The sequence below is a fragment of the Pseudomonas sp. GD04058 genome (genome assembly GCF_029836855.1).
Taxonomy (GTDB): domain Bacteria; phylum Pseudomonadota; class Gammaproteobacteria; order Pseudomonadales; family Pseudomonadaceae; genus Aquipseudomonas; species Aquipseudomonas bharatica.
Genome location: NZ_JAOECN010000001.1, coordinates 303484 through 322642 on the forward strand (window position 1 = coordinate 303484; position 19159 = coordinate 322642).

The window sequence follows — 19159 nt, forward strand, 5'->3', positions numbered from 1 at the left end:
TTCCATGTCGAGCCCCCAATGAGACTCTCCCGCTTTTTCATCGACGCCCCGCTGGGCCTCGGCGAGCACGATCTGCCTGAAGCCCAGGCCCATTACATCGGCCGCGTCCTGCGCATGAGCGCCGGCGATGCGGTGCAATTGTTCGACGGCAGCGGCCAGGAATACCTCGGCCAGTTGCTCGAAGTCGGCAAGAAAACCGTGCGCGTCAGCCTGGCCGAAGCCCTGCCCGGCCAGGCTGAATCGCCGCTGCACATCCACCTCGGCCAGGGCCTGTCCCGTGGCGAGCGGATGGATTGGGCAATCCAGAAAGCCACCGAGCTGGGCGTGAACGTGATCACGCCGATCGTCAGCGACCGCTGCGAAGTGCGGCTGAAGGACGAGCGCGCCGACAAGCGCCTGGCCCACTGGCGCCAGGTGGCGATCAGCGCCTGTGAACAATGCGGCCGCTCGACGGTTCCACGGATCAACCCTCCGCTGACCCTGGCCGAATGGCTGGCCGCCAGCGACGAAGCGCTGAAACTGGTCTTGCACCCGGTGGCCGAGCCGCTGGTCAGCCATGCCCGTCCGGCCAGCCTGGCGTTCCTGATCGGTCCGGAAGGCGGCCTGTCGGACGCCGAAGTGGAACAGGCCAGGGCCAGTGGCTTCCAGTCCGCCCGCCTCGGCCCGCGGGTGCTGCGTACGGAAACCGCGCCGGTGGTGGCGCTTGCGGTGGCCCAGCAGCTGTGGGGTGATTTCTAGCTTTCGGGCAGCAGCTTCTCCAGCGCCACCAGGTCCGGCACCCGGGCCACCTGCTCGCCCACCTGCACCGCCGCCAGTTCCAGGTCGGCCAGCGGCACATCGACGTAGTTGAGTTGGCTGTCGAGCTTGCAGGAACGCGGAATGCCCTGCACCAGCAGGGCAAAAAAGCTCCGCGAGGTACCGCCCAGGGCGTTGAGCACAACGATCCGTGCCCGCTCGCCCACCTGGGTCTGCCCGCCGCATGCGGCCTCGAAGCTCAGCAGCGGCAGGCGCTGGCTGCGCCAGTCGATCCAGCCCAGCAACCAGGCAGGCTGATCGGGCGCGGGGGTACAGGCCTGGTAACCGATCAGCTCGGCCACCGCCACGTTGGGCAGCACCAGGCTGCGGTCACTCAGTGGCAGCAGGAGCCCGGTGAGGCTGCTGCGACGTCCGCTGCGGGTTCCTTGCTCAAGCATTGACATGACTCCAGCGGGCGATGCTCTGCAACAGCACCGACTCCTGATAGGGCTTGCCCAGATAGTCGTTGACCCCGATGGCCATGGCGCGGTCGCGGTGCTTCTGCCCGGTGCGCGAGGTGATCATGATGATCGGCAGGTCCTTCAGCCGCGGATCCTGGCGCACCCGGGTCGCCACCTCGAAGCCGTCCATGCGCGGCATTTCGATATCCAGCAGCAACACGTCGGGCCGGTGCCCGGCCAGCACGGCCATGGCATCGACCCCGTCCTTGGCGGTCAGCACGTTCATGCCGTGGCGTTCCAGCAAACGACCGGTGACCTTGCGCACCGTGACCGAATCGTCCACTACCAGCACCAGCACAGGCCGCGCCGGACCGCCAGGCGGGCTTGCCGCGATCTCCCGCGATGCACGCCCGGCCTGTTGCGCCAGACGCAGATGCAAGCCGCGCAACTGCGCCAGCAGGTCGAGAATCAGCACCACCCGACCGTCGCCCAACAGGGTCGCCCCGGCCAGCCCCTGGACGGCGGCGAACTGCGGCCCCAGGCTCTTGACCACGATTTCCCGGCTGGCCGAGAGGCTGTCCACCTGCACCGCGAACTGCTGATCGTGGGCATGCACCAGCACCACCGGCAGCGGCAGGCTCTGGCCCAGCAGCCGCGGCTGGCGCTCGCCCTGCAGCAACTCGCCGAGATAGCGCAGTTCATAACCGCGCCCGGCATATTCGTAGCGCGGCGGATCGAGGTGATAGCAGGCCTCCAGTTCCGCCGGCGGCACCCGTACCACGCCGTCGATGGCATTGAGCGGCACGGCGTACTGTTCCTCGCCGCAATGCACCATCAAGGCACGGTTGACCGAAACGGTGAACGGCAGGCGAATCAGGAAGCGCGCGCCCTTGCCCTGCACCGAACTGATCACCATCGAGCCGCCCAGTTGCTTGACCTCTTCATGCACCACGTCCATCCCCAGACCGCGCCCGGAAATCTGGGTGATCTTCTCGGCGGTGGAAAAGCCCGGCTGGAGAATGAACTGCATGACCTCGTGATCGCTCAGCTCGCTGCGCGGGTCAAGCAGCCCGCGCTTGATCGCCTTGCTGCGCACCGCCTCCAGCGGCACACCGGCGCCGTCGTCGAACATCTCGATAACGATGTCGGCACCTTCGTGCAGCAGGTTCAGGGCGATCATGCCCTGCTCCGGCTTGCCCGCCGCCAGGCGCACTTCGCGGCTTTCCAGGCCATGGTCGACCGCGTTGCGCAGCATGTGCTCCAGCGGCGCCACCATGCGTTCGAGCACGCTGCGATCCATTTCGCCTTCGGCGTTGCCCACCACCAGTTCGACCTGCTTGCCCAGCTCGCTGGCGGTCTGCCGCACCACGCGCTGCAAACGCGGCACCAGGCGCTCGAACGGCACCATGCGGGTACGCATCAAGCCTTCCTGCAAGTCGCTGTTGACCCGCGCCTGCTGCGATAGCAGGCCCTGGGCCATCTGGGTACGGGCGGCCAGGGTTTCCTTGAGGTCGAGCAGGTCGGAAGCCGATTCGCTCAGCGCCCGGGACAGCTGCTGCAACTGGGAATGGCGATCCATTTCCAGCGGGTCGAAGTCCTCGTAGGCATCGGCGTCGGCCTGCAAGCGGCTGAGGCCGCCCTGGGTCTCGGTATCGAGGCGCCGCAACTGGTCGCGCATGCGCTCGAGGGTGGTTTCCATCTCGTTGAGGGCCACCTGCGCATCGTTGATCTGCTGCTCCAGGCGCCCGCGCAGGATCGAGGTTTCCGCCGCCTGGTTGCCGAGGTCATCGAGCAGCTCGGCATTGACCTTGACCATATCCAGCGCCGCGCGCTCCGGGGCCGGCGCCGGGGTTTCCGGCGGTACTTCGGCGGGCACCGCGGCCGCGCTGTCGCTGAGGGCGGCGCTGCTGAAGTTGCGGATGTAGTCGATCAGCGCCGTGGCCGCGTGCAGCGGCTGTTGCAGGCGCACGGCATCGAGCATGTGGGCGAGGCGGTCGTGGCAGTTCTGCAGCAGGCTGAACAGCGCCGGGCTGGCCTGCAACTGGCCGGCGGCGAGGTGCTCGTAGAGGAATTCCAGCTCGTGGGCCAGGTCGCCGATCGGGGCGATTTCCACCATGCGCGCACCGCCCTTGAGGGTGTGCAGGTCGCGCAGCAGGTTTTCCACCTCCACCGTATTGCGCGGTTCGGCCTGCCAGCGAGTAAGCGCCGCAGCAGCGCTTTCGACGATGTCCACGCCCTCTTCGAGGAAGATTTCCAGCAGTTCCTTGTCGCCCTCCTGGGCCGGATGCTCGGCCCTGGCCGGGCTACCCGGCGGCTGGGCGTGGTGGCGAAACTCCCGCAGCGAGGCAAGGTTCTCCACCACCGATTCCAGCGCCTGGCCCTGGCTCAGTTGCGCCAGCAACCTGGCCAGCAAGGCATGGCTGGCGCGCAACAGGCTGGCCAGTTCCGGCGACGGGCTGTAGCGGCGGTCCACCAGCCCTTCGTAAAGCAGCTCCAGCTCATGGGCGAGTACATCCAGCGCCCCGATCCCGGCCATCCGCGCACCGCCCTTGAGGGTATGCAGGTCGCGCTGCAACGAGGACAGCGCCGAGACGTTGTCGGGATCGTCGAGCCAGCGCCCGAGCGCCTGGTCGGCGCTGTCCAGCACATCGATGGCCTCTTCGAGGAAGATCGCCACCATTTCCTCGTCCGCTTCCTGCCCGGCGAGTTCCCGGGTGACGTCGTCCAGTTCGGCAATGCTCGAGGTGCCGTCGCCCTGGCGGCGCACCAGGCCCATGGCGCCCGGATCGAGCCCCTGTTCGAGCAGCCCGCGCAGGGCCAGCAAGCGCTCCGGACAGGGTTCGACATCCTGCCCTGCGGCAATCTGGTCGAGCATATTGATCAAGGCTTCATGGGCCTGCTGCGCTTCGTCGAAGAACCGCGCATCGGCAGCCAGGCTGCTTTCCTCCACGGCGCCGTAAAGATCGAGGAGAGCCTCGCACAGCTCATCCACCTGCCACAGGTTGGCGAGGTGAGCGCTCTGGCCCAGGGTGGTCAGCTCATCGAGCAGCGAATTCAGCTCGTGGCGCTCGCCCGGGTGCTCCTGCCAGCGCAGCAGCAGGGATTCGGCATCGAGCAGGATGTCCATGCCCTGTTCGAGGAAGCTGGCGATCAGTTGCGGATCGCGCTTGATACGCGGGCTCTGATCCGGGGAATCGAGAAGCGCCTGCAGACGCGCGGCAACCACCTGGTCGACCTGTTCGATCAGGATGTCCGCACCCTTGATCGACGCCAGCGGCGTAGTGCCAAGTTGCTCCAGACCGCGGCGCAAGAGCGGTTCGGCAGTCTGCAGCAGGTAGATTTCATCGAGATCGAAGCCCACCTGGTGAGCCTTGAACTCGCGGGCAAGCATATCCAGCGCAGCGGCCAGCTCGGCGATCGGCGTCACTCCGGCCATGGCCGCGCTGCCCTTGAGGGTATGCAGGGCGCGTTGCAGGTCGTCGCTGACCGGGGCCGGCAGGTAGACCTCGGCATCGGCCAGGAAGGCATCCAGCGTGGCGAGGTGGGTGTGCGCCTCGTTGCGGAAGATCTCCAGCAATTGCGGGTCCAGCGGAGCGCTCCTGTCGCCGTCGGCGTCGCCGGCATTCATGGCCAGCGCATGCAGGTGGCTGGCCAGATGCTCGACGTGGGCATGGGCATGGGCTTCGCCGGTAGCGAATTCCTCGACCAGCGGCGTCATCAGGGTCACGGCCTGGCCGATCGCCTTGAGCACTTCGGCGCCGCTGCCGACGCGGCCTTCGAGCATACGGTTGAGCAAGTGTTCGCCGGCCCAGGCCAGTTCGGCCAGGACCGTCGCACGGATCATGCGCCCGCTGCCCTTGAGGGTATGGAAGCCACGTCGCAATTCGATCAAGGCTTCGCGCGGATGCCCTTCGCCGCGCCAGCGCAGCCAGTATTCATCCATCTGGCTCAGCACTTCCTCGGCTTCTTCGAGAAAGACTTCGCGCAGTTCCTGGTCTACCGGCTCCGCCACGGCGACAGTCGCCGGTACCGGGTGCAGCGGTCGCGCCAGTACCGCAAATCCCAGGCCGGCCAGGGCGCGGCGCGCGCGGCTGAGCAATGGCTCGACCTCGGCCAGCAGGTCGATACTCAGGGCCTGCAGATAGAACTCGAGACTCCCGATGACCTCGGCAAGATGGTCCAGCGCCGCGCTATCGGGCAGGGTTTCGGCGTGCATTACCCTGGCCTGCAGGTAATCGGTGCAGCGCTGCACCACCGCCGCCGACTGCGGCAGCATCAACATGGCGAGGGCACCGCGGATCTGCCCGAGCAGGTCCGGCAACGGCTGCAGGCGAACCCGGTCCCAACCGGCTTCGAGGCAATCGGCGATCAGGTCGCGGGCCTGCAGCAGCACGCCATGGGCTTCGTCCAGCACCAACTGGCGGATCTCGTTGATATCGGTACCGGTGGGCGGGTTCTGGCTGGAGGTTTCGATGGCGCCGACCATGCCGCTCAGGGTCGCCTCCGCGTACTGCAAGGCGGCACCTACATCGATCAAGGGCGCCTCCTGCGACGAACCCTTGGCGTTGACCACGCCCTGCAGCACGGCCACCTGGTCGAGGATCACCCGCCGCGGCTGGTTGAAGCCGAGCACGGCAAGGGTATCGGCGATCTGCCGCAACGGCGCCAGCAACGGCTCCAGTGCCTGCTCGTCGCCACGCACATGTTGCTCGACACGCTCCTTGATGCGCAGCAGGTCTTCGCTGAGCGCCGCCACGACCGAGCGCATACCGTCACGATCGGGCAGGCGATCGCCCAGGGCATCCAGCGACAGTTCGAAACGTTCGCCGACGCTCGACGAATCCACGCCCAGCGCGCTGTCGCTCAAGGCTTCGACGCCACGGGCGGTACGCAACTGGTTGAGCAGCGGCAGGATCAGCAAGGGCAAGTCGCGGCGCGCGCTGCGCAGGCGCTGCAGATACAACGGCAACTGGCCCAGGGCGCGCAACAGCACGCCGTGCGCAGCCGCCTGGCCGTCCTGCACCGCACGGGCCAGCGCTTCCATCTCCTGCGCCAGCAACGCGGCGCCCTTGAACTCCAGGAGCACAAGGCATCCGTGCACCCGGTGCAACGCCTCGACACAGACGCCCGGCGCCTCGCCTTCGCCATTGGCGAACTGCTCGAGTGCCTGCCGCGCCTGGGCGAGGCTTTCTTCGATCGCCTCCCTGACCCAGGCCAGGGCGACGAAATCATGCCGGTCAGCCATGTCTACTTCCAACGCATAACTCATTGATTGTGCGCGGACCCTGTGGGAGCTGGCTTGCCAGCGATTGCAATAGTGAATTCACTGCCGCTATCGCTGGCAAGCCAGCTCCCACAGGGTCAGCGGGACTCTGGATTCGGCGGCAGGGTAAAGCCCGAAACCGACCGCCGCATCTCGCTGGCCATGCGCGCCAGGTTGCCGATGCTTTCGGCGGTGGCAGTGGAGCCGGACGAGGTCTGCGAGGTGATCTGCTGGATGATCGCCATGGTATGGGAGATCTGCCCGGCCGACGAGGTCTGCAACTGGGCGGCATCGGAAATGCTCAGGATCAGCTCGGCCAGCGTCTGCGACACCCCTTCGATCTCGGCCAGGGCCACGCCGGCGTCCTGTGCCAGGCGCGCGCCACGCACTACCTCGGCGGTAGTCTGCTCCATGGAAATGACCGCTTCGTTGGTATCGACCTGGATCGCCCGCACCAGCGCTTCGATCTGCCGGGTCGCCGAGGACGAGCGCTCTGCCAGGCGCTGCACTTCGTCGGCGACCACGGCGAAACCGCGCCCGGCCTCGCCGGCCATGGAGGCCTGGATGGCCGCATTGAGCGCCAGGATGTTGGTCTGGTCGGCAATGTCGTCGATCAGGTTGACGATATCGCCGATCTCCTGGGAAGACTCGCCCAGGCGCTTGATCCGCTTGGCGGTGTCCTGGATCTGCTCGCGAATGTTGTCCATCCCGTGGATGGTGTTGTGCACCACCTCGTTGCCCTTGTTGGCGATGGCCACCGAACGTTCGGCCACCTTGGCCGATTCGTAGGCGTGGCCGGATACCCGGTCGATGGACTCGGCCATGTCGCCCACCGCCATGGAGGCATCGGCGATCTGCTGGGCCTGATGCTCGGACGCCTTGGCCAGCAAGTGCGCGGTGTTCTGCGTGTCTTCCACGGCGGCGGCGACCTGCTCGGCGCTGAGGTTGATGGTCGCCACCAGGTCGCGTAGCTGGTCGATGGAATAGTTGATCGAGTCGGCGATGGCCCCGGTGAAATCCTCGGTAACCGACGCGGTGACGGTCAGGTCGCCATCGGCCAGGTCTTCGATTTCGTCGAGCAGGCGCATGATCGCCTGTTGGTTGCGCTCGTTCTTCTCGGCCGTTTCACTGAGCTGGCGGTGGGTTTCACGGACCATCACCGAACCGATCAGGATGATCGATGCCAGGGCCAGCAGGCCCAGCACATAGCCGCCGACGGTGTCGAGGGTGCGTCCACCGGCGAGGTTCTCGAAGCCGGTGGCCAGGCGCGAGGCTTCATCGAGCAAGGTCTGGGACAGGCTGAAAATATTCCCGGCCGCCTCGCGCACGCGGAACAGCTCGGGCGAGGTTTCCAGGATCTCGTCCACGGAGCCGGCGACGAACTGGAACAACTCGGCGATTTCACCGAGACGGGCGCGGGCGTCCGGGTCTTGCACGCGGGTAACCTGGATCGCCGGGTTGCCGCCGAGCATGCCCTCCAGGACCTGGCCGAAGCGATTGGCGTCACGACCGAAGGCGTCGGCGGCCTGCACCGAGGCGTCGTCGCCGGCCAGGACGGTATTCACCGAACCGAGGATGCGCTCGGCCAGCAATGCCTGGCGCTGGGCCACCGCCACCTGGGCGGCCGGCGCGCCGCTTTGCAGGAGGATTTCCACCACCTTCTCGTACTCGACCTGCAACTGCGGCGCCGTCTCGGCCAGGGTGGCGGCGACCTGGTGCAGGGACAGCACGGTCTGTTCGCTGGCAAGGATCACGTCGGTGTTCTTGCGCAACGTTTCCCAGTCGCGCTGCACGGCCTCCATCTCGCTGCGCACCGCCGCTGGCGCCGAGGGCAGGCCGGTGGCGGGGTCGCCTTTCTTCAGGTAGCTCCAGCGCTGCTCGAAATCGTTGCGCGCCTCGCTCAGCAGGCGGAACGCCACGGTCTTGCCGGACGCCGCTTCGGTGGCGTTCTTGGCGATGCGCTGCGACAACACGCGCAGTTCGCCGGCGTGCCCGATGTACTGCTTGTCGTGGTTGGCCTGGGTGTTGAGGTAGGCGAAGTTGGCGAACAGCAGGATGATCGACAGAATCAGCACGACGAACAACGCCGCGATCTGCGCGCTGCTGCGCGATCCTTTGAGCGAATTGACGGGCTTGGTCTGGCTCACGGTTCTGGCGTTCCTCTACTACAGCGCGACATCGAGAAAGCCCGGGGACTGGGCCAGGGCGAACGGGCTGAAAATCCCCCAGCAGTACTCGCGCTGGAAGTGCCCCTGGATAAAGGGAGCCGCGCTGCCCAGCAAGGGCGACGGCGGCGCCAGATCGAGACCGTCGAGGGCGAAATGCTGGAGACCAAGCACCTCATCCACCTGCAGGCCGGCGAGCAGTTCGTCGTGGTCCACCACCAATACCCGGCGCTGCTTGCGGCCCTGGTTCGCCTCCAGGCCGAGAAAACCGCCGAGGTCGGTGACTGGCAGCAACTGGCCACGCAGGTTGGTGACCCCGGCCACCCATGGCTTGACCCCGGGAATCCGGCTCAGGCGCGGGGCAGTCAGCACTTCGGCCACTTCGCCCATGGGGGCGACGAAACAGTGTTCGCCAAGCCGGAAACCGATACCGCTCCAGGTCTGCAGGCGGGTTTCCTGCAACGGCAGGTCGGCGGCCAGCAGGCGGCAGCGCCGGTCGATGTCCAGCAGCAGCTCGAAGGCGGTCAGCGATTCGCCCATGGTGATGCGGTTCAAGCCTTAAGGACGCTGTCGAGCACCCTGGCCAGGTCGTCTTCTTCCACCGGCTTGACCAGGTAGGCCTTGGCGCCCTGGCGCGTGCCCCAGACCTTGTCGGTTTCCTGGTCCTTGGTGGTGACGATGATCACCGGGATGTCCTTGGTCGCCGGGTCGTTGCTCAACCTGCGGGTAGCCTGGAAGCCGTTCATGGTGGGCATGACGACATCCATCAGCACCGCATCGGGTTTTTCCTGGGCCGCCAGGGCCACGCCGTCGGCGCCATTGGCCGCCTTGAGCACCTGGTGCCCTTGCTTCTCGAGCATCTGGGTGAATCTGTGGGTCTCGGTCGGCGAGTCGTCGACGATAAGAATTCGGGCCATGCTGTTCCTCGTATAAGGAAAGACGCCAGCGCTTGCGGGCCGGCGTCAGGGTGCGTGTTGTTCTTCCGCCGTGAAGCCCGGCACATGGGCGCGGATGGCTTCCAGCAGTTCTTCCTTGCCGAACGGTTTGGTCAGGAACTGATCGCAGCCGACGATCCGCCCGCGGGCCTTGTCGAACAGGCCGTCGCGGGACGACAGCATGATCACCGGAATGTCCTTGAAGGCGCTGTTGTGCTTGACCAGGGCACAGGTCTGGTACCCGTCCAGGCGCGGCATCAGGACGTCGACGAAGATGATGCCGGGGCGATGATCGACGATCTTGGCCAGGGCATCGAAACCGTCGATGGCCGTGATCACCTCGCATCCCGCTTCGGCGAGCAGCATCTCGGCGGTGCGGCGAATCGTCTTGGAGTCGTCGATCACCATCACTTTCAATGCCGCGTCGGGCTGAACCATATTCGCTCTACCATTGCTGTCGGATAGCGCCATGCCGGCCACATGCCCGCATTTTTAGCATACTCAAGGGGTGCATACCATCGAGCCACACCGGGCCCGGGCTGCGCTGCGTTTTTCCCTTGACCGCCAGCGTCCCGGGCGCCACCCTGAGCCACTTTTCCTTGCAACCACCGCGGCCCCGGGCCGCCGAGAGGATTTACCCCCCATGAGCGTTCGCCTCGGCATTGTCATGGACCCCATCGCGTCCATCTCCTACAAGAAGGACAGCTCGCTGGCCATGCTGCTGGCCGCACAGGAGCGCGGCTGGGAGCTGTTCTATATGGAACAGAAAGACCTTTACCTGGGCGCTGGCCAGGCCCGCGCTCAGATGCGTGCATTGAAAGTGTTCGCCAACCCCGAGCGCTGGTACGAACTGGACGCCGAGCAGGACGCACCGCTGGCCGACCTCGACGTAATCCTGATGCGCAAGGATCCGCCCTTCGACATGGAGTTCGTCTACAGCACCTACCTGCTGGAGCAGGCCGAGGCCGAAGGCGTGCTGGTGGTCAACCGCCCGCAAAGCCTGCGCGACTGCAACGAGAAGCTGTTCGCCACCCGTTTCCCGCAATGCATGGCACCGACCCTGGTCAGCCGCCGCGCGGATATCCTGCGTGAGTTCGCCGCGACCCATGGCGACGTGATCCTCAAGCCGCTCGACGGCATGGGCGGCGCCTCGGTGTTCCGCCACCGTCCGGGCGACCCGAACCTGTCGGTGATCCTCGAGACCCTGACCCAGCACGGCGCCCAGCAGATCATGGCGCAGGCCTTCCTGCCGGCGATCACTGACGGTGACAAGCGCATCCTGATGATCGACGGCGAGCCGGTGCCCTACTGCCTGGCGCGGATTCCGGCCAGTGGCGAGACCCGCGGCAACCTGGCGGCCGGCGGCCGTGGCGAAGCCCGCCCGCTGACCGACCGCGACCGCTGGATCGCCGCCCAGGTCGGCCCGACCCTGCGGGAAAAGGGCCTGCTGTTCGTCGGCCTCGACGTGATCGGCGACTACCTCACCGAGATCAACGTCACCAGCCCGACCTGCATCCGCGAGATCGACGCGGCGTACAACACCAACATCGGCGGGCAGTTGATGGACGCCATCGATCGCCAGCTCAAGGCACGCTGACCGACGACAAGAGGAAAGCCTGCGCAGTGGGTTATGATGCCGGTCCCTTTTCGACCTGGCTTCCCCGCTTCGCCGGCCTTCCCCGGCTGCTGGACTACCGATGACGCTTCCCGCCGATATCCCCGCAGACTTCGTCCCGCCCCGCGTCCGCCCGGCGGACCGCCTCGGCTTTACCCTGTTCGTGGCGGCGCTGCTGCACCTGGCGCTGATTCTCGGGGTGAGCTTCAGCTTCGCCAAACCGGAGGAAATCCGTCGTTCCATGGACATCACCCTGGCGATGTTCAAGAGCGAGGTGAAGCCGCAGAAGGCCGATTTCCTTGCCCAGGAAAACCAGCAGGGCAGCGGCACCCTGGACAAGGCGGCAGTACCGAAGACCACCGAAGTAGCGCCGTTCCAGGACAGCAAGGTCAACAAGGTCACGCCACCCCCGGTAGCGCGCAAGGAAGAGGTGCCGCCACCGCCGGCCAAGGCGGCGGTCACCACTGTCGCTCCCAAGCCGCAGAAAGTGCAGAACGCGCCGAAGGAAGCCAAGCCACAGCCGGCTTCCAAGGCCGAAACGCCGGATTTCGACAGCTCGCAACTGTCCAGCCAGATCGCCAGCCTCGAAGCGGAACTGGCCAACGAGCAGCAGCTGTACGCCAAGCGCCCGCGCATCCACCGCATCAGCGCCGCCTCGACCGCACGGGACAAGGGCGCCTGGTACAAGGACGAATGGCGCAAGAAGATCGAGCGCATCGGCAACCTGAATTATCCCGACGAAGCCCGCCGCCAGCAGATCTACGGTAGCCTGCGGCTGATGGTGTCGATCAATCGCGACGGCTCGCTCTACGAAGTGCTGGTGCTCGAGTCGTCCGGGCAACCGCTGCTGGACCAGGCAGCGCAGCGCATCGTGCGCCTGGCGGCGCCTTTCGCACCGCTCACGGGCGACCTTGCCGACGTCGACCGCCTGGAAATCGTCCGCACCTGGCGCTTTGCCCGCGGCGACCGCCTCTCCAGCAATTAACGACGCTGCAGCTTGTCAGCCCGGCCCCTCGCCGCCACACTAGCCGGTATGAAAAATTTCAGCCCGAGTTACCTCAAGCATCAGTTCCTGATCGCCATGCCCCACATGGCGGACCCGAATTTTGCCCAGACCCTGACCTATATCGTCGAGCACAACGAGAACGGTGCCATGGGCCTGGTGGTCAATCGCCCGCAGGAGCTGAACCTGGCCGATATCCTCGAACAACTGCGTCCCGAGGAAGAACCCTCGCCGCTCAGTGTCAACGTGCCGATCTACATCGGCGGGCCGGTGCAGACCGACCGGGGCTTCGTCCTGCACACCAACGACCGCACCTACCAGGCCACCATCCAGCTCGATGGCCTGGCCTTGTCCACCTCCCAGGACGTGCTGTTCGCCATCGCCGAGGGCAACGGTCCGCGGCAGAGCCTGATCACCCTGGGCTACGCCGGCTGGGAAGCCGGGCAACTGGAGGCGGAGCTGGCCGACAACGCCTGGCTCAACTGCCCGTTCGACGCGGAAATCCTCTTCGCTACCGATACCGAGCTGCGCCTGAACGCCGCCGCCACGCGCCTGGGCATCAACCTGAGCCTGCTGACCAGCCAGGCGGGGCACGCCTGATGGCCGAGCTTCGTCTGCTGCTGGGTTTCGACTACGGCAGCAAGCAGATCGGCGTCGCCGTGGGCCAGGTCATCACCGGCCAGGCCCGCGAGCTGTGCACGCTGAAGGCGCAGAACGGCGTGCCGGACTGGAACCAGGTGGAAAAGCTGATCAAGGAATGGAAGCCCGACGCCATTGTCGTTGGCCTGCCGCTGAACATGGATGGCAGCCCCAGCGAGATGAGCGAGCGTGCCGAGAAGTTCGCCCGGCGCCTGAATGGCCGCTTCAACCTGCCGGTACACACCCACGACGAACGCCTGACCACCTTCGAAGCCAAGGGCGAGCGCATGGCCCGCGGCGGCCAGCGTGGCAGCTATCGCGACAACCCGGTCGATGCCATCGCCGCCGCCCTGCTGCTGCAAGGCTGGCTGGAGGCCAACGCCGCACAGTCGTAACTCCCCGATCATCGGTTATGAACCGGCCCTTTCCAGGAGCAAGCATGAGCCTACCCAATCCCGCCGAACTGATCCGGCAGATGGCCGTCGACCTACGCGCCCATCTGAGCCGCCGCGCCATCACCGAGCCACGCTACATCGGCATCCGTACCGGTGGCGTCTGGGTGGCCCAGGCCCTGCTGGACGAGCTGGGCAGCCAGGAGCCCCTCGGCACCCTGGACGTATCCTTCTACCGTGACGACTTCAGCCAGAACGGCCTGCACCCGCAGGTGCGCCCGTCGGAGCTGCCGTTCGAGATCGAAGGCCAGCACCTGGTGCTGGTGGACGACGTGCTGATGAGCGGTCGCACCATCCGCGCCGCACTCAACGAGCTATTCGATTACGGCCGCCCGGCCAGCGTGACCCTGGTCTGCCTGCTCGACCTCGATGCTGGCGAACTGCCGATCCGCCCGAACGTGGTTGGCGCGACCCTGTCGCTGGCCGCCCACGAACGGGTAAAATTGACCGGCCCCGCGCCGCTCGCCCTCGAGCGCCAGGACCTCGCCCCCGCTTCCGCCCTTTAAGAGTCCCCCGCGATGACGCCAATCGACGCCAAGCGCCCGCTGCAGCTCAATGACCAGGGCCAGCTGCGCCACTTCCTCTCGCTCGACGGCCTGCCCCGCGAGCTGCTCACCGAAATCCTCGATACCGCCGACTCCTTCCTCGAAGTCGGCGCCCGGGCGGTGAAAAAAGTCCCGTTGCTGCGCGGCAAGACCGTGTGCAACGTGTTCTTCGAGAACTCCACCCGTACCCGCACCACCTTCGAACTGGCCGCCCAGCGGCTGTCGGCGGACGTGATCACCTTGAACGTGTCGACCTCCTCGACCAGCAAGGGCGAGACGCTGTTCGACACCCTGCGCAACCTCGAGGCCATGGCCGCCGACATGTTCGTGGTGCGCCATGCCGACTCCGGTGCCGCGCACTTCATCGCCGAGCACGTGTGCCCTGAGGTGGCGATCATCAACGGCGGCGACGGCCGTCACGCCCACCCGACCCAGGGCATGCTCGACATGCTGACCATTCGTCGGCACAAGGGCGGCTTCGAAAACCTCTCCGTAGCCATCGTCGGCGACATCCTGCACTCGCGGGTAGCGCGCTCGAACATGCTGGCACTGAAGGCCCTGGGGTGCCCGGACATCCGCGTGATCGGGCCGAAAACCCTGCTGCCGATCGGTATCGAGCAGTACGGCGTGAAGGTCTACACCGACCTCGCCCAGGGCCTGAAGGATGTCGATGTCGTCATCATGCTGCGCCTGCAACGCGAGCGCATGGCCGGCGGCCTGCTGCCGAGCGAAGGCGAATTCTATCGCCTGTTCGGCCTGACCACCGCGCGCCTGGCCGGAGCCAAGCCGGATGCCATCGTCATGCACCCAGGGCCGATCAACCGTGGCGTCGAGATCGAGTCGGCGGTGGCCGACGGTGCCCATTCGGTGATTCTCAACCAGGTCACCTACGGTATCGCCGTGCGCATGGCGGTGCTGTCCATGGCCATGAGCGGGCAGAACGCCCAACGTCAATTCGAGCAGGAGAACGCCCAGTGACCCTCAGTATCCTCGGCGCCCGGGTCATCGACCCCAACAGCGGCCTGGACCAGGTCACCGACCTGCACGTCGAAGGCGGCAGGATCGTCGCCATCGGCGCCGCCCCGGCCGGATTCAAGGCCACGCGCAGCATCGACGCCGCCGGCCTGGTGGCCGCTCCAGGCCTGGTCGACCTCAGCGTGGCCCTGCGCGAGCCGGGCTACAGCCGCAAGGGCACCATCGCCAGCGAAACCCGCGCCGCCGCTGCCGGTGGCGTGACCAGCCTGTGTTGCCCGCCCCGCACCAAGCCTGTGCTGGACACCTCGGCCGTGGCCGAACTGATCCTCGACCGTGCTCGTGCGGCCGGGCATGCCAAGGTGTTTCCGATCGGCGCCCTGAGCAAGGGCCTGGAAGGCGAGCAACTGGCCGAACTGGTGGCCCTGCGCGATGCGGGCTGTGTGGCCTTCGGCAATGGCCTGGAAAGCTTCGGCAACACCCGCACCCTGTGCCGGGCGCTGGAGTACGCGGCGACCTTCGACCTGACCGTGATCTTCCACTCCCAAGATCGCGACCTGGCCGCCGGCGGCCTGGCCCACGAAGGTGCCATGGCCAGCTTCCTCGGCCTGCCGGGCATCCCGGAAACCGCGGAAACCGTGGCCCTGGCCCGTGACCTGCTGCTGGTCGAGCAGACCGGCGTACGCGCCCACTTCAGCCAGTTGACCAGCGCCCGTGGCGCGCAACTGATCGCCCAGGCCCAGGCCCGCGGCCTGCCGGTAACCGCAGACGTTGCCTTGTACCAGCTGATTCTCACCGATGACGCGCTGGTGGACTTCTCCAGCCTGTACCACGTGCAACCGCCGCTGCGCACCCGCGCCGACCGCGACGGCCTGCGTGAAGCGGTGAAGTCCGGCGTGATCCAGGCGATTTCCAGCCATCACCAGCCGCATGAGCGGGATGCCAAGCTGGCCCCGTTCGGCGCCACCGAGCCGGGCATCAGCAGCGTGGAACTGCTGCTGCCGCTGGCGATGACCCTGGTTGCCGATGGCCTGCTGGACCTGCCGACCCTGGTCAAGCGCTTGTCGACCGGCCCTGCTGCGGCGCTGCGCCTGCCGGCAGGCGAGCTGAAGACCGGCGCCGCCGCCGACCTGGTGCTGTTCGACCCGCAAGCCTCCACCGTGGCGGGCGAGCAATGGCGCTCGAAGGGCGACAACTGCCCGTTCATCGGCCACTGCCTGCCGGGTGCCGTACGGTACACCGTGGTGGATGGGCATATCAGCCACGAAGGCTGAGACGCTAAAAGCATCGCTGGCAAGCCAGCTCCCACAGGTTCACTGCAAGGCTCAGGCCCGAGGTGATCCCTGTGGCAGGTTAACTGCAAGCTCAGGCCTGAGGTGGTCCCTGTGGCAGGTTTACTGCAAGTCTCAGGCCTGAGATGGTCTCTGTGGCAGGTTCACTGCAAGGCTCAAGCCTGAGGTGATCCCTGTGGCAGGTTCACTGCAAGGCTCAGGCCTGAGGTGGTCCCTGTGGGAGCTGGCTTGCCAGCGATTGAGGGCACTGCGGTCTCCGACCAAGGTCGCACCACCCGTCCCCCAAGGTTGAAATCCTTCCCTGCACCCCCATATGAGTCTGCACAGGCATTTTCGCCCCGCTGCGTGGAGACTCTCCCTTGACCACCATCGTTTCAGTTCGTCGCCACGGCAAAGTCGTCATGGGCGGCGACGGCCAGGTTTCCCTCGGCAACACCGTGATGAAAGGCAACGCCAAGAAGGTCCGTCGCCTGTACCACGGCCAGGTCATCGCCGGTTTCGCCGGTGCCACCGCCGACGCCTTCACCCTCTTCGAGCGCTTCGAAGGCCAACTGGAAAAACACCAGGGCCATCTGATCCGCGCCGCCGTCGAGCTGGCCAAGGAATGGCGTACCGACCGTTCCCTGAGCCGCCTGGAAGCCATGCTCGCGGTCGCCAACAAGGACGCCTCGCTGATCATCACCGGCAACGGTGACGTGGTCGAACCCGAGGACGGCCTGATCGCCATGGGTTCCGGTGGCGCCTACGCCCAGGCCGCCGCCCGCGCCCTGCTGAAAAAGACCGACCTGTCGGCCCGGGAAATCGCCGAGACCGCCCTGAACATCGCCGGCGACATCTGCGTGTTCACCAACCACAACCTGACCATCGAGGAGCAGGACCTGGCCGAGTGATTCAGCTGTTCTGGCGCCCGGATACACCGCCGGGCTTTTCCACGCTGACACCACCGCCACGGGACCACCACATACCATGTCCATGACCCCCCGCGAGATCGTCCACGAACTCAACCGCCACATCATCGGCCAGGACGACGCCAAGCGCGCCGTCGCCATTGCCCTGCGCAACCGCTGGCGGCGCATGCAGCTCCCTGCCGAGCTGCGTGCCGAAGTCACCCCGAAGAACATCCTGATGATCGGCCCGACCGGCGTCGGCAAGACCGAGATCGCCCGCCGCCTGGCCAAGCTGGCCAATGCGCCGTTCATCAAGGTCGAAGCGACCAAGTTCACCGAAGTCGGCTATGTCGGCCGTGACGTCGAATCGATCATCCGTGACCTCGCCGATGCGGCGATCAAGATGCTCCGCGAGCAGGAAATGATCCGCGTGCGCCACCGCGCCGAAGATGCCGCCGAGGACCGTATACTCGACGCCCTGCTGCCACCGGCCCGCGCCGGCTTCAACGAGGACGCCGCGCCAAGCGCCGACTCCAACACCCGCCAGCTGTTCCGCAAGCGCCTGCGCGAAGGCCAGCTGGACGACAAGGAAATCGAGATCGAAGTGGCCGAAGCCATGGGCGTCGATATCTCCGCGCCGCCGGGCATGGAAGAGATGACCAACCAGTTGCAGAGCCTGTTCGCCAACATGGGCAAGGGCAAGCGCAAGAGCCGCAAGCTCAAGGTCAAGGAAGCGCTCAAGCTGGTGCGTGACGAAGAAGCCGGACGCCTGGTCAACGAGGAAGAACTCAAGGCCAAGGCCCTGGAAGCGGTCGAGCAGCATGGCATCGTGTTCATCGACGAAATCGACAAGGTCGCCAAGCGCGGCAACGTCGGCGGCGCCGATGTCTCGCGCGAAGGCGTGCAGCGCGACCTGCTGCCGCTGATCGAAGGCTGCACCGTCAACACCAAGCTGGGCATGGTCAAGACCGACCACATCCTGTTCATCGCTTCCGGCGCGTTCCACCTGAGCAAGCCGAGCGACCTGGTTCCCGAGCTGCAAGGCCGCCTGCCGATCCGCGTCGAACTCAAGGCCCTGAGCCCGGAAGACTTCGAGCGCATCCTCAGCGAGCCGCACGCTTCGCTGACCCTGCAATACAGCGAGCTGCTCAAGACCGAAGGCCTGCATATCGAGTTCGCCCCGGAAGGCATCAAGCGCCTCGCCGAGATCGCCTGGCAGGTCAACGAGAAGACCGAGAACATCGGTGCCCGTCGCCTGCACACCCTGCTCGAACGCCTGCTCGAAGAAGTGTCGTTCAGCGCCGGCGACCTGGCCGCTGCCCACAGTGAAGCGCCGATCCGCATCGACGCCGACTACGTGAACAGCCATCTCGGTGAACTGGCACAGAACGAAGACCTGTCGCGCTACATTCTGTAAGCCTCGATACGCTGCGGGCTGGACGTCGCCGATGTCCAGCTTGTAGCGTGCGGCCCTGTAGCCAAGGAGCCCGACATGTCCCGCCTGCCCACCGCAATCAACCTGCACAAAGCCTCGAAGACCCTGAGCCTGACCTACGGCCCGGGCGAGGTCTATCACCTGCCCGCCGAGTTCCTGCGCGTACACTCCCCTTCCGCCGAGGTCCAGGGCCACGGCAATCCCATCCTGCAGTTCGGCAAGCTTGGCGTCGGCCTGGACAAGATCGAGCCCGCCGGCCAATACGCACTGAAATTGACCTTCGACGACGGCCACGACAGCGGACTGTTCACCTGGGAGTACCTCGAACAGCTGTGCCTGCGCCAGGACGAACTCTGGGCCGAATACCTCAAGGATCTCGCCGCTGCCGGCAAATCCCGCGACCCGTCCGAGTCTGTCATCAAGCTGATGCTCTAGCCCGGCACTCTGCTGTTTTAGAGCGCATTTTCTAAACCGATCTGCTTGAATGCCTGCGGCACCGGCCATCATCTGGCCGGCTTGCGCATTGATGGAAAGTCGGGTAACCAATGGACCTGGCAGGTTCCCTGCATCCTCTGCACGGAGCAAGGGAACGGGCCGGGATGCCGAGAAAGCGAGCGAAAGCAGGCAGTCTTCTCGATGCGGACATTACCCCGCAACGCTCAACGCCCCTCTCGGCCGGCCGCAGGATCGCAACTCGTTATCATTGGTCACCCGAGCAGCAGTACCGGCATTGGTCTGGTAGTCGCCAGTCGCCGAGCGG

At 66.1% G+C, this 19159-nt stretch carries 17 protein-coding genes; 11 read left to right on the forward strand and 6 right to left on the reverse strand.

Going from position 1 to position 19159, the window contains the following annotated elements:
• Positions 1 to 18 precede the first annotated feature (18 nt).
• The gene (locus tag N7650_RS01280; protein WP_279896678.1) at positions 19 to 738 is read left to right on the forward strand and encodes a 16S rRNA (uracil(1498)-N(3))-methyltransferase; all 720 of its coding nucleotides are present in this window, start codon (positions 19 to 21) and stop codon (positions 736 to 738) included.
• Here the strand turns inward: N7650_RS01280 and N7650_RS01285 are convergent.
• The 6 genes from N7650_RS01285 to pilG form a co-directional block, all read right to left on the reverse strand.
• Positions 735 to 1193 carry a chemotaxis protein CheW gene (locus N7650_RS01285; RefSeq protein WP_009397804.1) on the reverse strand — a complete coding sequence of 153 codons (459 nt, stop codon included), beginning with the start codon at positions 1191 to 1193 and terminating at the stop codon, positions 735 to 737. The genes N7650_RS01280 and N7650_RS01285 overlap by 4 nt on opposite strands.
• Positions 1186 to 6441, reverse strand: a complete 5256-nt coding sequence (locus N7650_RS01290; protein WP_279896682.1) for an Hpt domain-containing protein — start codon at positions 6439 to 6441, stop codon at positions 1186 to 1188. The genes N7650_RS01285 and N7650_RS01290 overlap by 8 nt, the downstream gene beginning before the upstream one ends.
• A gap of 116 nt (positions 6442 to 6557) precedes the next feature.
• Positions 6558 to 8606: a methyl-accepting chemotaxis protein gene (locus N7650_RS01295; protein WP_279896685.1), complete on the reverse strand. Its 2049-nt coding sequence runs from the start codon at positions 8604 to 8606 to the stop codon at positions 6558 to 6560.
• An 18-nt stretch (positions 8607 to 8624) separates the two neighbouring features.
• Positions 8625 to 9164 carry a chemotaxis protein CheW gene (locus tag N7650_RS01300; protein WP_279896793.1) on the reverse strand — a complete coding sequence of 180 codons (540 nt, stop codon included), beginning with the start codon at positions 9162 to 9164 and terminating at the stop codon, positions 8625 to 8627.
• Between the two features lie 11 nt (positions 9165 to 9175).
• On the reverse strand, positions 9176 to 9541 hold the full coding sequence (pilH, locus tag N7650_RS01305; protein WP_279896687.1) for a twitching motility response regulator PilH: 366 nt from the start codon (positions 9539 to 9541) through the stop codon (positions 9176 to 9178).
• A gap of 45 nt (positions 9542 to 9586) precedes the next feature.
• Positions 9587 to 9997 (reverse strand): twitching motility response regulator PilG, encoded by a 411-nt coding sequence (pilG, locus tag N7650_RS01310; RefSeq protein WP_279896690.1) that lies wholly within the window; start codon positions 9995 to 9997, stop codon positions 9587 to 9589.
• A gap of 205 nt (positions 9998 to 10202) precedes the next feature.
• Here pilG and gshB point away from each other — a divergent pair, with 205 nt between their 5' ends.
• From gshB to N7650_RS01360, 10 genes are all read left to right on the forward strand, one after another.
• On the forward strand, positions 10203 to 11156 hold the full coding sequence (gene gshB / locus N7650_RS01315; RefSeq protein ID WP_279896692.1) for a glutathione synthase: 954 nt from the start codon (positions 10203 to 10205) through the stop codon (positions 11154 to 11156).
• 100 nt (positions 11157 to 11256) lie between these two features.
• The gene (locus N7650_RS01320; RefSeq protein WP_279896693.1) at positions 11257 to 12159 is read left to right on the forward strand and encodes an energy transducer TonB; all 903 of its coding nucleotides are present in this window, start codon (positions 11257 to 11259) and stop codon (positions 12157 to 12159) included.
• Positions 12160 to 12207: 48 nt separating this feature from the next.
• Positions 12208 to 12777, forward strand: coding sequence for a YqgE/AlgH family protein (locus N7650_RS01325; protein ID WP_064302598.1), 570 nt, complete (start codon positions 12208 to 12210; stop codon positions 12775 to 12777).
• On the forward strand, positions 12777 to 13211 hold the full coding sequence (gene ruvX / locus N7650_RS01330) for a Holliday junction resolvase RuvX (RefSeq protein ID WP_279896695.1): 435 nt from the start codon (positions 12777 to 12779) through the stop codon (positions 13209 to 13211). Before N7650_RS01325 ends, ruvX begins: the two co-directional genes overlap by 1 nt.
• Before the next feature lie 44 nt (positions 13212 to 13255).
• The gene (gene pyrR, locus N7650_RS01335) at positions 13256 to 13774 is read left to right on the forward strand and encodes a bifunctional pyr operon transcriptional regulator/uracil phosphoribosyltransferase PyrR (protein WP_009397791.1); all 519 of its coding nucleotides are present in this window, start codon (positions 13256 to 13258) and stop codon (positions 13772 to 13774) included.
• Between the two features lie 12 nt (positions 13775 to 13786).
• Positions 13787 to 14791: an aspartate carbamoyltransferase catalytic subunit gene (locus N7650_RS01340; RefSeq protein ID WP_009397789.1), complete on the forward strand. Its 1005-nt coding sequence runs from the start codon at positions 13787 to 13789 to the stop codon at positions 14789 to 14791.
• The gene (locus tag N7650_RS01345; RefSeq protein ID WP_279896698.1) at positions 14788 to 16059 is read left to right on the forward strand and encodes a dihydroorotase; all 1272 of its coding nucleotides are present in this window, start codon (positions 14788 to 14790) and stop codon (positions 16057 to 16059) included. Before N7650_RS01340 ends, N7650_RS01345 begins: the two co-directional genes overlap by 4 nt.
• Before the next feature lie 377 nt (positions 16060 to 16436).
• Positions 16437 to 16967, forward strand: a complete 531-nt coding sequence (hslV, locus tag N7650_RS01350; RefSeq protein WP_009397786.1) for an ATP-dependent protease subunit HslV — start codon at positions 16437 to 16439, stop codon at positions 16965 to 16967.
• Positions 16968 to 17043: 76 nt separating this feature from the next.
• Positions 17044 to 18381, forward strand: coding sequence for an ATP-dependent protease ATPase subunit HslU (gene hslU, locus N7650_RS01355; RefSeq protein WP_279896700.1), 1338 nt, complete (start codon positions 17044 to 17046; stop codon positions 18379 to 18381).
• Positions 18382 to 18456: 75 nt separating this feature from the next.
• Positions 18457 to 18834, forward strand: coding sequence for a DUF971 domain-containing protein (locus N7650_RS01360; protein ID WP_009397784.1), 378 nt, complete (start codon positions 18457 to 18459; stop codon positions 18832 to 18834).
• Positions 18835 to 19159 lie beyond the last annotated feature (325 nt).